Below are 13,402 nucleotides of genomic sequence, written 5' to 3'. Positions count from 1 at the left end.
GGATTATGAAGGTAAGTGTCTATCGTTATAATCCGGAAACCGATAAGAAGCCCTATATGCAGGACTTCGATATTGAGATTCCGGAGGGCAAGGACCTGATGGTGCTTGATGTCCTGAACCTGATTAAGGAACAGGATTCAACACTGGTCTATCGTCGCTCATGCCGCGAAGGGGTTTGTGGTTCCGATGGCCTGAGCATTGGTGGTACCAACGGCCTGGCCTGTGTGACCCCATTGTCAGAAGCGGCTAAAGGCAATAAGCTGGTTATCCGCCCATTGCCTGGTTTACCGGTGATTCGGGATCTGGTGGTTGATATGAGTCTGTTTTATAAACAGTACGAAAAGATCAAGCCTTACCTGATCAATGAAACACCTGCTCCGGCGATTGAGCGGCTTCAAACTCCAGAGGACCGGGAAAAGCTGGATGGCCTGTACGAGTGTATTCTTTGTGCATGTTGTTCAACGGCTTGCCCATCATTCTGGTGGAATCCGGACAAATTTGTTGGTCCTTCCGGCTTGCTTCAGGCCTATCGCTTTCTGGCAGACAGTCGCGATACAGCGACCGAAGAGCGTCTGGCAGAGCTGGATGACCCGTTCAGTGTGTTCCGTTGTCGGGGCATTATGAACTGTGTCAATGTTTGCCCGAAAGGTCTGAATCCAACTCGTGCTATTGGTCATATAAGACAAATGTTGTTTAAGAGTGCAACGTAGTCTTTGGCTTAACAGCTGAAATTGGATGAGTTGCCCTGTTATCTTTGCGGGGCTCTTAAGAAGCACTCTATGAGGTCGTTACCTTCAGAGTGTTTTTTTGGTCGAAAGGTAAAGAGCGTGTGAATTTATGTCAGAGGCTTGCAGGCGACTTCTGACACCCGCGCTATCAGATAAACAATAGTCTGCAATACACTTTGTATCGAATTCAGTGGCTACCTGTTAACAAAGGGAGCTGCAACGCTTGAACCAGCAGGGGCGGTCGGAAAACATCCGATTCTATCTGCGGGGACAACACTGATTAGCATTATAGAATCAGTGATGCCTGTTAACGGATATATTATTGATTAACGAAATATAGTTGATTAACAATATATAGTTGAACGGGTGCTTCCCGGGATATAGCCCCAGACTCACGGGGTAAGGACCATGCAAGAAGGTGTCATGCAGCGGATGTGGAATTCATCCCACATTGCAGGGGGCAATGCTGCATACGTCGAGGAACTGTACGAACGCTATCTGCGCGACCCCAATAGCGTAGAGCAACAGTGGCGCGACTATTTTGAGAAGCTGCCTGCTGTTAACGGTTCTTCGGTAGACGTACCCCATTCAACCATTCAGGAAAACTTTGTGCTGATGGCGCGCCAGCGCCAAACGTCACGACCCATTCAAACCTCGACAGTGTCCAGTGACCACGAGCGCAAACAGGTGCAGGTTCTGCGTCTGATTAGTGCATTTCGTATTCGTGGTCATCAGCAGGCGGCTATCGACCCGCTGGGTGTCATGATGCGGGAACAGTTTCCCGATCTATCTCTTGCCTACCACGGCTTAAGTGAAGCGGATCTGGATACGGATTTTCAGGCTGCCACACTGTTTATTGGTAAAGAACACACCTCCCTTCGCGACATTTACGATGCTCTTCAGGCAACTTACTGTGGCTCCATCGGTGTGGAATACATGCATATTCCCCAGACCGAAGAGCGCCGATGGTTCCAGAGCCGTATGGAAAGTGTGCGCAGTCGTCCGGCAGTAGGAACCGAAGCCAAGCTTCACTTACTGGAGCGATTGACTGCCGCCGAAGGCCTTGAGAAATACCTCGGCACCAAATTTCCGGGCACTAAGCGTTTTGGCCTGGAAGGTGGCGAATCGCTTATTCCTATGTTGGATGAGATTATTCAACGTTCCGGTTCTTACGGTTCAAAGGAACTGGTTATCGGGATGGCGCACCGTGGTCGTTTGAATGTCCTGATTAATATTTTTGGTAAAAAGCCGGGCGACCTCTTTGATGAGTTTGAAGGCAAGAAGCTGGTTGAGCGTGGTTCCGGCGATGTGAAATACCATCAGGGTTTCTCATCTAACGTCATGACGCCGGGCGGCGAAGTCCACTTGGCGCTGATGTTTAACCCGTCGCATTTGGAAATCGTCACACCGGTGGTAGAAGGTTCTGTGCGTGCTCGCCAAGATCGTCGTAAAGATCCGGTGGGTGAAAAGGTAGTGCCTATTGCAATCCACGGTGATGCGGCATTTGCTGGTCAGGGTGTGGTGATGGAAACCCTGCAGATGTCACAGACCCGGGCGTACAAAACCGGTGGTACGATTCACATCATCATCAACAACCAGGTCGGTTTTACCACCAGTTTCCGTGAAGACGCTCGTTCAACTGAATATTGTACAGACGTTGCCAAAATGGTCGGCGCTCCTATTCTCCATGTCAACGGTGATGATCCGGAAGCGGTTCAGTTTGCCACCAAGCTGGCACTGGATTACCGTATGGAGTTCCGTAAGGACATTGTTGTGGATCTCGTGTGCTATCGTCGCCGTGGTCACAACGAAGCGGATGAGCCTGCGGCAACGCAGCCAATGATGTACAGCAAGATCAAGTCTCATACCACCACCCGTGACCTTTACGCGAAGTCACTGTTGAGTCAGGGCGTGCTGACCGAGGCAGATGATAAAGCGCTGATGGACGATTTCCGTTCTGTGCTGGATAACGGTGAGCATGTTGTAAAGGCGCTGGTTAAAGAACCTAACAAAGAATTGTTTGTGGACTGGACGCCTTATCTTGGTCACGAATGGACAGCCAAACACGACACTCGTGTAGCGCTTGGTTCACTTCAGGCCATCGGTCAGAAGCTGTTTGAAATCCCCGAAGGATTTGTACTGCAACGTCAGGTCAGCAAAATAATTGAAGATCGTCGTAAAATGGTGGCAGGTGCATTACCCATTAACTGGGGTTGCGCAGAATTGCTGGCTTACGGTTCATTGTTGATGGAAGGCACTGAAGTTCGTATCACGGGTCAGGATGTTGGTCGAGGTACGTTCTCTCATCGTCATGCGGTGTTCCATAACCAGAAAGACGGTTCAACCCTGGTAAACCTGGCCAAGTTGTCTGAAGATCAGCCACGGTTCCAGCTCTGGGATTCCTTCCTGTCTGAAGAAGCGGTGCTGGCATTTGAATACGGCTACTCAGCGACGAATCCCAATTCGCTGGTGATCTGGGAAGCGCAGTTCGGTGATTTTGCGAACGGTGCTCAAGTGGTTATTGATCAGTTTATCTCCAGTGGTGAGCATAAGTGGGGACGTCTTTCAGGCTTAACCATGCTTTTGCCACACGGTTATGAAGGTCAGGGGCCTGAGCACTCATCTGCACGACTTGAACGTTTCTTGCAGTTGTCTGCAGAGCACAATATTCAAGTGTGTGTGCCGACAACGCCGGCTCAGGTATTCCATATGCTGCGCCGTCAGATGCTGCGCCCTCTGCGCAAGCCGTTGGTAGCGTTTACGCCGAAGAGTCTGTTGCGTCATAAAATGGCGGTTTCTACTCTGGAAGAGTTAGCAGACGGTGGTTTCCAGACCATCATTCCTGAGATTGATAGCCATGAAAATGCGGATGTAACTCGTCTGGTCATGTGTTCTGGTAAGGTCTATTACGATCTTCTGGATAAACGCCGTGCAGAGGAGATGAAAGACACTGCTATTATCCGAATTGAGCAGTTGTACCCATTCCCTCAGGATGATCTGAATGAACTGATTAGCCGTTATCCAAATTTAACGGATGTGGTCTGGTGTCAGGAAGAGCCAATGAATCAGGGCGCTTGGTATTGCAGTCAGCATCACATGCGTCGCTCCGTTGGTGAATATGGGAACAAAGCGGTAAATCTGAGATATGCTGGGCGAAATGCTTCCGCGGCTCCGGCCTGTGGCTATATGTCCATCCATGCTCAGGAGCAGGCGCAATTGGTAAACGATGCACTGGCAATAAAAGCATAAGCAAATCACTGCCACCAATGATGGTGGTAATTATAATTGAGCGGCCAGCCGGTGCTGTTTTCCGGCATGGCCAGAGCGATTGACGCGATGGTTATTTCGCGATCATTGCTCGCTAAGGGGCAAAGACGCAAAAGTCGCAAAGGATCAATAATGGCCACTGAAATTAAAGCACCTGTATTTCCTGAGTCCGTCGCCGACGGCACCGTCGCCACTTGGCACAAGCAGCCTGGCGAGGCTTGCCAGCGTGATGAACTGCTGGTTGATATCGAAACCGATAAAGTCGTGTTGGAAGTGCTGGCATCAGCAGATGGCGTGCTGAGTGAAATTCTGAAGCCAGAAGGTGAAGTGGTACTCAGCGGTGAAGTAGTGGGATTATTCACTGAGGGCGCTTCGGCGGGAGCTGCGCCTGCCGCTGCAGCAGAAGCCGCACCAGCCGCTTCGGCAGCCACTGGAGAGCCGCTTCTCAATCCGGCTGCCCGCCGCTTGGTAGATGAAAAAGGTATTGACCCTGCCTCTATCGCAGGCACCGGTAAAGGTGGTCGTGTCACTAAAGAAGATGTGATACGCCATGCAGCGGACAGTGCTTCTAAACCTGCTGCTCCTGTAGCCGCTTCAGCACCAGCACCAGCACCGGTAGAAAACACCGCACCGATTTTTGCCGGTGAACGTACTGAAAAGCGCGTACCAATGACTCGCCTGCGCGCCAAGGTTGCCGAGCGTCTGGTAGAAGCTCAACAAACTGCGGCCATGTTGACGACGTTCAACGAAATCAATATGAAGCCGGTGATGGAACTGCGCTCACAGTACAAAGATGTATTCGAGAAGCGCCACGGTGTGCGTCTGGGCTTTATGTCTTTCTTCGTCAAAGCCTGTATCGAAGCCCTGAGACGTCATCCGGTAGTGAACGCATCTATCGATGGTAATGACATCGTTTACCATGGTTACCAGGATGTGGGTGTTGCCGTCTCCAGTGATCGTGGTCTGGTGGTACCAGTACTGCGTAACGCTGAAGAAATGAGCCTGGCGGATATTGAAGCGAAAATCCGTGAGTATGGTAAAAAGGCAATGGATGGTAAACTGGGCATCGACGACATGACCGGTGGCACCTTTACCATTTCTAATGGTGGTGTTTTTGGCTCACTGTTGTCCACGCCAATACTGAACCCACCTCAGTCTGCAATACTGGGGATGCACAAGATTCAGGAACGCCCAATGGCAGTGAATGGCAAGGTAGAAATTCTGCCAATGATGTACCTTGCTCTGTCTTACGATCACCGTCTGTTGGACGGCAAGGAAGCGGTTACCTTCCTGGTAACTATTAAGGACCTGCTGGAGGATCCGGCAAGAATGCTGTTAGACGTTTAATCGTCACGGGCAGGCTTGTGTTGCCAGTCTGCCCAAGTCTAACTTCTTTATAATACGAATCTGGAAATAACTTATGGCAAATCAGTTTGACGTGGTAGTCATCGGCTCAGGCCCAGCGGGCTATGTCTGTGCGATTCGTGCAGCCCAACTGGGTTTGAAAACCGCCTGTATTGAAAAGTGGGCTGACGATAAGGGCAAGGCCAAACTAGGTGGCACTTGTCTTAATGTGGGCTGCATTCCTTCAAAAGCGCTGTTGGACAGCTCCCACAAATTTGTCGAAGCCAGAGATGATTTTGGCGTTCATGGTATTCAGCACAGCGGTGTTGAAATGGATGTTCCAGCCATGATTGCCCGTAAGGATAAAATTGTTAATCAGCTGACGACCGGCGTGGCCGGTCTGTTCAAAGCGAATGGCGTTACCTTGCTGTCAGGCACTGGTAAAGTCTTGGCGGGCAAACAGGTTGAGCTGACTAAGGCTGATGGCTCTACTGAAATGGTTGATGCCGGTAACGTGGTGATTGCTACTGGTTCCCGTCCGGTTGAAATACCACCGACACCGTTGACCGAAGGCCTTATCGTTGATTCCACCGGCGCTCTGGAATTCCAGGAAGTGCCAAAACGTCTCGGCGTTATTGGTGCTGGCGTTATTGGTCTGGAACTGGGCAGCGTTTGGGGTCGTTTGGGCTCCGAAGTTATCGTGTTGGAAGCGCAGGATACATTCCTGGCATTGGCTGATCAGCAAATTGCCAAAGAATCCAAGAAAATCTTCAAGAAACAAGGCCTGGATATCCGCCTTGGTGCCCGTGTGACTGGCTCCGAAGTGAAAGGCAGTGAAGTGGAAGTGGCGTATCAGGATGTCAATGGTGATGAGCAGAAGGTCACCTTCGACAAGCTGATCGTTGCGGTAGGTCGTCGTCCATACACTGAAAACCTGCTGTCTACGGATTGCGGTGTGAACATGGATGAGCGTGGCTTTATCTTTGTTAATGATCATTGCGCAACTGACGTTCCAGGCGTATACGCCATTGGTGACGTGGTGCGTGGCCCAATGTTGGCTCATAAAGGCAGTGAAGAAGGCATTATGGTTGCCGAAATCATTGCCGGCCAAAAAGCACAAATGAACTATGACCTGATTCCTTCGGTCATATACACTCACCCGGAAGTGGCGTGGGTGGGTAAAACCGAAGAAGAAGTGAAGGCCAGTGGTGACGAATACAAAATGGGTACCTTCCCATTTGCTGCCAGTGGTCGTGCTCTGGCTGCCAATGAAAGTCACGGTATGGTGAAAGTCATTTCCGACAAGGTAACTGACCGTATCCTGGGTGTTCATGTTGTTGGACCAAGCGCTGCAGAACTGGTACAGCAGGGTGTGATTGCCATGGAATTTGCCGCCAGTACAGAGGATCTGGCACTGACCATCTTCTCTCACCCAACACTGAGTGAAGCATTGCACGAAGCGGTGCTGGCCGTTGATGGTCATGCCATCCATGTTGCCAACCGTAAGCGTCGTTAAGCACTGTTCATTGTTAATTTATAGCTAGTCCTTAAGAGAGTGGTCAGGGTCGACTGCTCTCACAGTATCAAATCCATGGATATGGGTTTTTCAAGAAATAAAACAACGCTCAAATAAGAAAAGAGGGCCGCGTCAGAATGAACCTTCATGAATATCAGGGCAAACAGCTGTTTGCCAAGTACGGTCTGCCTGTGTCTCAAGGCATCGCCTGTGATACACCGGAGCAAGCCGCTGCTGCTGCCGACGAAATTGGTGGTGATCGCTGGGTCGTTAAGGCTCAGGTACACGCCGGTGGTCGTGGTAAGGCAGGTGGTGTGAAACTGGTCACCAGCAAAGACGAAATCAAAGCCTTTGCTGAACAGTGGCTGGGTAAAAATCTGGTGACGTACCAAACAGACGAAAACGGTCAGCCAGTCAGCAAGATTCTGGTAGAAAGCTGCACTGACATCGATCAGGAACTGTATCTGGGTGCGGTTGTCGATCGTTCGACCCGTCGCATTGTGTTTATGGCGTCTACCGAAGGCGGTGTTGAAATTGAGAAAGTGGCGGAAGAAACGCCAGAGAAAATTCTCAAAGCCACTGTTGATCCACTGACGGGTGCTCAACCTTATCAGGGTCGTGATCTGGCTTTTCAGCTGGGTCTTGAAGGTAAGCAGGTTAAGCAGTTTACTCAGATTTTCCTGGGATTGGCCAAACTGTTCCAAGAGTGCGATCTGGCACTGATGGAAATTAACCCGCTGGTTATCACCAAAGAAGGTGATCTGCACTGTCTGGATGCCAAAATCACCATTGATAGCAATGCTATGTACCGTCAGCCACAGCTCAAAGCCATGCACGACCCATCTCAGGAAGATGCTCGTGAAGCCCATGCTGCGGCCTGGGAACTGAACTACGTAGCGTTGGATGGCAACATCGGCTGCATGGTAAACGGCGCTGGTTTGGCCATGGGTACTATGGACATTGTGAAGCTTCACGGTGGCGCTCCAGCTAACTTCCTGGACGTAGGCGGTGGTGCGACTAAAGAGCGTGTCACCGAAGCGTTCAAAATCATTCTTTCTGACGACAGTGTTCAGGCAGTTCTGGTGAATATCTTCGGCGGTATCGTTCGTTGTGACCTGATCGCAGAAGGTATTATTGGCGCCGTTAAAGAAGTCGGCGTAGAAGTGCCGGTGGTGGTTCGCCTCGAAGGCAACAATGCTGACCTGGGTGCTGAGACGCTGGCCAATAGCGGACTGGATATTATTGCGGCTAACAGTTTGACCGAAGCTGCTCAACAGGTGGTTAAAGCAGCGGGGAACAAGTAATGAGCGTTTTAATCAATAAGAACACAAAAGTTATCTGCCAGGGATTCACCGGCGCCCAAGGTACTTTCCACTCTGAGCAAGCCATTGCCTATGGTACTCAGATGGTGGGCGGTGTGACTCCGGGTAAAGGTGGTCAGACGCATCTGGGTCTGCCAGTGTTTAACACTGTGGCTGAAGCAGTGGATAAAACAGGTGCGGAAGCATCGGTTATTTACGTTCCTGCGCCTTTCTGTAAAGACTCCATTCTTGAAGCCGCTCACGGTGGCATCAAGCTGATCGTCTGCATCACCGAAGGTATCCCGACACTGGATATGCTGGAATGCAAAGTGAAGTGTGATGAGCTGGGTGTGCGTCTGATCGGACCTAACTGCCCGGGCGTTATCACTCCGGGTGAAAGCAAGATCGGCATTATGCCTGGTCATATCCATTTACCAGGTAAGATAGGTATCGTATCCCGTTCCGGTACGTTGACTTATGAAGCCGTTAAGCAGACCACCGATTACGGTTTTGGTCAGTCTACTTGTGTTGGTATTGGTGGTGATCCAATTCCTGGCTCCAACTTCATCGACATTCTGGAACTGTTCCAGAACGATGAACAAACCGAAGCCATCGTAATGATCGGTGAAATCGGTGGTTCCGCTGAAGAAGAGGCAGCTGCCTATATCAAGGATCACGTCACCAAGCCTGTTGTGTCTTACATTGCTGGTGTTACTGCACCTGCGGGTAAGCGTATGGGGCATGCCGGTGCGATTATTGCTGGCGGTAAAGGTACTGCTGATGAGAAATTTGCAGCACTTGAGGCAGCTGGTGTAAAGACTGTTCGCAGCCTGGCTGACATCGGTGAAGCGTTGAAAGAGATTACTGGCTGGTAACTGTTAACTCTCCTTTCATGCACAAAAAAGCCGGATTTTGATATCCGGCTTTTTTTATTGCCTTTATCGACAGCACTTTTCTTTGCATTGTGCAACACAGTTTTGACATATCTCACCTATATTAAGGCGCACTATACATAAAATGAGTTAGGGTGCTTTATTGTGAATGCTTCGCAGGCTGGTTCTTCTTCTTCACTTCCCACCGTTGAGAACTTATACCAGTTCATGAGAGAAGCTAGCTCTTCGTGCCCTGACGATACGGGCATTGGTTTATTAAACGGACGTCTTGTTACTGTCGATACGGGGGAAGCAGATAACAGGGTGAATCATGACGAAGTAGATGCCTTAAATGAGCATTGTCAAGCAATGGGTATCTCCTTTGATCAAAGTCTAGGACTTAGGGCGAATATTCAAAACATTGAGTCGGTACATCCATACCTAAGACCATCAGCAGATCGGGATGCAGAGGTGAACGAAGAGCCTGTTGGAAGCGCTCGTTTTAATTACCTGACTTCAGAACAGGATAGAAGGCCTCAATATCAACCTGTACCGCTTGAAGGGCGACCAGCAGGTGTAACTCCAAGCCAGCTACTGTCTTTATTACTGGAAAATTTTAATACACTGAGAGCAGCAAATGTTGAATCGTCTGACTTTTCAGGAACTCCAGCAGTTGCATTGAATGATGCTGAACACCTAGTCAGTACGCTGACAGGGCATTTGGCAGATTCTATCAATATACTCCAAAGCGATGTTGATCCTGTAATGGGCAGCATTCGTTTCCGAATTGGTGTCTCAGGCACCAGCTCTCCGCCAACTCTGGAAGCTAGTATTGGCGAAATTGAAGCCTTGATTGGTTCGTATGGACGTGTGGCAGGTGATGAAGCCGTGACAGGGGAATTGCTGCTGTCCAGACTGGAACGTTTGAGTTTAGATCCGAATGACGATCAAGCGATTCGAGACAGTTTCAGGCTTTTCCTGAATGACTTGATCAAGCATGTCGGCAGTCCTTCAATGAGCTCTTCCGCACATCATGGAAGTACTTTTAACCCGATACTGGAGCATAAACGGCATTTGGCGATTCTCTTTAATAAAGTTAATCACTTACTCTTTTTCATAGCAACGACACCCAAAACCGATGTTGCTTTAAATCTGATTTATCTGGCCAGCTCCCGGTTACAGGTAGAGTGTCAGCATCAAACTCTGAATCTTATGGAGCGGATGCTTCAGGCGAAAAATCTTGCCAGTCTATCGTATATTCTGGAAAAGCCTCCAGTGGATTGGTCACAGTTTACTTTGGATGCCGCCAAACTGTTTCATGATCGTACTTATGAGGAGGCCTTTCTCAAAGCTACTTATACAGATGATTTTGGTGGGGAAAGCAGGGTTTTTGATGCTCCTGAGCAAGCGCATGTGCAGAGCATGTTCAGGGAATTGTTAATGATCAATAAAGAACGACAGACGGGGATGTGTGAATTCAGTGAACAGGTATCGCTGGTCACGTTCAATCACTGGGAAGGTTCGAGAGAGGCTTTTCTTTCTGCTTTGCGCAGTGTTGTTTCTGAATTTGCTAAAGTCGTTTCCTCGGAATCTGCTTTTTCTGACTTCATGCTGGAGCAATTACGTGAAGAAGATGAAGACAGTCTCTGGTTTCAGTTAATACAAACAAAACCAGTACTTTCAGAGGAAGTTCAATCCATTAATGAAAATGCAGCTGAGAAACTGGAGACTTACTCCGAGTCAGCCACCTCTGAAGATTACCGTAGGGCTGCAGTCGATATCGCAGCTAAGCGCCATCAGTCTATCCAAGTCTTGAAGAACTGTTTTATAGGAAACCTTCTCACAGAATATGCTGAATTAATTAAAAGTGAACTGCCGATATATGACTTCGATTTTTCCAGACTGAGTATAAAAGAAGAGATGATGCCACTTCGTGGAGCCCGTGGTTCATATACTGCCAATGTTGTGCAGGCGTGGCAGGAACCCCGATCTGCTGAGGGTTCGGCTGGATCTCGGATAGCTACCTTGAGCTTGAGTTAGTTTTGACTGGGTTTAGCCGAGGGAATATTGATGAGAGATAAGGGCGCCGTTTTTTTCGGCCAGCCCTTTGGTTGGGTATTTTGAATTTACTTTACTTTACTACTTGCCGAGATAGATAGCCTCAGTAGGCATCCTCAAGAATCTCACGACTGATGGCTAAAGTCAGATCATTGGTTTCTGACAATGATGTCATGCTATGAGCCTCCAAAGCATGAATCACGCTCTCAATCTGATCATGTTCAACACCATACTGTGAAAGGCGAGTCTTCACCCCCAGTGATTCAAAGAATGCCCGGGTTTTCTCAATAGCCAGATCAATCTTCTCATCTTCACTGCCTTGTTTTATATCCCAAACTCGTTCGGCGTACTGCACCAGTTTTGCACGCTTCTTATCTTTGCGGAGTTTCCATAGAGAAGGAAGAACAACCGCCAGGCTCTGGGCATGATCCAGACCAAAGAGATCGGTGAGTTCATGGCCGATCATATGGGTGCTCCAGTCCTGTGGAACGCCGACACCGATGTAACCATTCAGTGCGGACGTTGCGCACCACATCAGGTTAGCGCGTGCATCGTAGTTTTCTGGTTCAGCCAAAGTCACCGGACCTACTTCAATTAACGACTTCAACAGGCCTTCTGCCATGCGGTCTTGAACCTGTGCATTAACAGGATAGGTAGCGTACTGTTCCAGAACGTGAACAAACGCATCGACCACGCCATTAGCGACTTGGACTGGTGGCAGCGTGAAGGTCAGAGATGGATCGAGAATAGAAAACTGAGGGTAGAGCAGTGGGCTCATGACCGGTAGTTTGCCAATGTCGTGAGAAATAACCGCGCCCATATTCATTTCAGAACCGGTAGCTGGCAATGTGGCAACCGTAGCCAGAGGGATTGCAGTGGTGATAGGCGCACCAGCAAAGCCAGCTTTAAGCAGGTCAAGCTCGTCACCTTCATAAGGTGCTGCAGCAGCGACAAACTTGGTGCCATCCATTACCGAGCCACCACCCACTGCCAGCAGAAAATCAATCTTCTCGGCGCGGACGATATCCACGGCTTTCATCAGGGTAGTGAATTTCGGGTTAGGTTCGATACCACTGAATTCAATAATTTCACGATCACCCAGTCCGGCAAGCACTTTATCCAGAGTGCCGAATTTCTTTACACTGCCACCGCCGTATAAAACCAGTACTTTGGCATTGGCCGGTACGAGCTGATCCAGTTCTTGCAGGCGATCCTTGCCGAACACGATGTGGGTTGGGTTCTGATAATTAAAATTCATCATTTCGATTCATCCTCATGAATGGTTGTGTGTAGATTATCGGATTTATGGAGGAAAAGAATGGTCATTACTGGCAATTTAATGCCTAAAACGATCACCGGTGGTTTTTTTATGCATCTCGTAGAGGTATTCTTTCTGCTATCAAGTCAGCCATCAGATAATACGGCGTGAATTCATTCGTTGAGAGTCTTACCGTCCTTGCCAAAAAGGAAGGCTACAATACCACCCATATTCCGGGTGTTGGGGTATTTAAAGCCAGTGAGTCCAGAGTTCGAGAGCCGCTTTGTTACAGTCAGGGAATTTTTATTGTCGCTCAGGGCGCAAAGCGTATTCACCTGGAACAGAAAACTTACGAATATAACGCCGATAATTATTTGGTGCTCACTCTGCCTATTCCTGCAGAGTGTGAAACCCGTGTTGTACCTGGGGAGCCTTTACTGTCGCTGCTGATAGACATCGATGTGAGTGTATTGCATCCACTGGTTCGGTTGTTTGATCATTATCAACAGACGTCAGATTCGCCAGGTGAATTGTTAGAGGCACGAAATAGCCTTTATGTCAGCCCGGTTACTGACTCATTTTCAGCAACGGTTCTCAGGTTGGCAAGATGCCTTCATTCACCGCTGGAAAGTGAAGCGTTGGGTAAAGGGCTAGTACAGGAGCTGTTATTTCATATTTTGAACGGTGAGCAGGCAGCACCGTTGTTTGCACTGGCACGACACAATACCCATCTCGCACGTCTGGAGCGAGCGATGAAATATATGCATGAGCACTATGATCAGTCTCTTGATGTGGAGCGGCTTGCTTCAATGGCGAATATGAGTCCATCGACGTTTCATCGGAATTTCAGAAATATGACATCTTCGTCGCCTATGCAATATTTGAAAAAGCTACGTCTCAGTAAAGCTAGAGAATTATTGCAGGATCAGGGTGTAAGGGTGAAGCAGGCGGCTGCTGAGGTCGGTTATGAAAGCCCGACTCAGTTCAGTCGGGAGTTCAAACGATATTTTGGACTGACGCCTCAGGCTGTATCGTACAGCCTGTAACGTGTAAGTTAA

9 protein-coding genes are annotated in these 13,402 nt (G+C 49.0%); 8 read left to right on the top strand and 1 reads right to left on the bottom strand.

What is annotated here, in order from left to right; genetic code table 11:
- Positions 1-5 precede the first annotated feature (5 nt).
- From AKL11_RS21190 to AKL11_RS21160, 7 genes are all read left to right on the top strand, one after another.
- Positions 6-710: a succinate dehydrogenase iron-sulfur subunit gene (locus tag AKL11_RS21190; RefSeq protein WP_067521708.1), complete on the top strand. Its 705-nt coding sequence runs from the start codon at positions 6-8 to the stop codon at positions 708-710.
- A gap of 426 nt (positions 711-1,136) precedes the next feature.
- On the top strand, positions 1,137-3,977 hold the full coding sequence (locus AKL11_RS21185; RefSeq protein ID WP_067521706.1) for a 2-oxoglutarate dehydrogenase E1 component: 2,841 nt from the start codon (positions 1,137-1,139) through the stop codon (positions 3,975-3,977).
- A gap of 150 nt (positions 3,978-4,127) precedes the next feature.
- Positions 4,128-5,342 (top strand): 2-oxoglutarate dehydrogenase complex dihydrolipoyllysine-residue succinyltransferase, encoded by a 1,215-nt coding sequence (odhB, locus tag AKL11_RS21180; RefSeq protein WP_067521705.1) that lies wholly within the window; start codon positions 4,128-4,130, stop codon positions 5,340-5,342.
- Between the two features lie 73 nt (positions 5,343-5,415).
- Positions 5,416-6,855, top strand: a complete 1,440-nt coding sequence (gene lpdA, locus AKL11_RS21175) for a dihydrolipoyl dehydrogenase (protein ID WP_067521703.1) — start codon at positions 5,416-5,418, stop codon at positions 6,853-6,855.
- 137 nt (positions 6,856-6,992) lie between these two features.
- Positions 6,993-8,159 carry an ADP-forming succinate--CoA ligase subunit beta gene (gene sucC, locus AKL11_RS21170; RefSeq protein WP_067521701.1) on the top strand — a complete coding sequence of 389 codons (1,167 nt, stop codon included), beginning with the start codon at positions 6,993-6,995 and terminating at the stop codon, positions 8,157-8,159.
- Positions 8,159-9,031: a succinate--CoA ligase subunit alpha gene (gene sucD / locus AKL11_RS21165; protein WP_067521700.1), complete on the top strand. Its 873-nt coding sequence runs from the start codon at positions 8,159-8,161 to the stop codon at positions 9,029-9,031. The genes sucC and sucD overlap by 1 nt, the downstream gene beginning before the upstream one ends.
- A 162-nt stretch (positions 9,032-9,193) precedes the next feature.
- Complete coding sequence (locus tag AKL11_RS21160; RefSeq protein ID WP_067521699.1) at positions 9,194-11,068, top strand: hypothetical protein; 1,875 nt, start codon at positions 9,194-9,196, stop codon at positions 11,066-11,068.
- A gap of 121 nt (positions 11,069-11,189) precedes the next feature.
- Here AKL11_RS21160 and AKL11_RS21155 read toward each other — a convergent pair whose 3' ends face one another.
- Positions 11,190-12,347, bottom strand: a complete 1,158-nt coding sequence (locus tag AKL11_RS21155; RefSeq protein WP_067521698.1) for an iron-containing alcohol dehydrogenase — start codon at positions 12,345-12,347, stop codon at positions 11,190-11,192.
- 164 nt (positions 12,348-12,511) lie between these two features.
- Between AKL11_RS21155 and AKL11_RS21150 the strand changes: the two genes are divergently transcribed.
- On the top strand, positions 12,512-13,390 hold the full coding sequence (locus tag AKL11_RS21150; RefSeq protein WP_067521696.1) for an AraC family transcriptional regulator: 879 nt from the start codon (positions 12,512-12,514) through the stop codon (positions 13,388-13,390).
- Positions 13,391-13,402: the final 12 nt, after the last annotated feature.

This window comes from Endozoicomonas ascidiicola, assembly GCF_001646945.1.
In the GTDB taxonomy this organism is placed as follows: domain Bacteria; phylum Pseudomonadota; class Gammaproteobacteria; order Pseudomonadales; family Endozoicomonadaceae; genus Endozoicomonas; species Endozoicomonas ascidiicola.
Note: the sequence above shows the minus strand (reverse complement) of the source record. Positions and strands in the feature narration are given on the sequence as shown.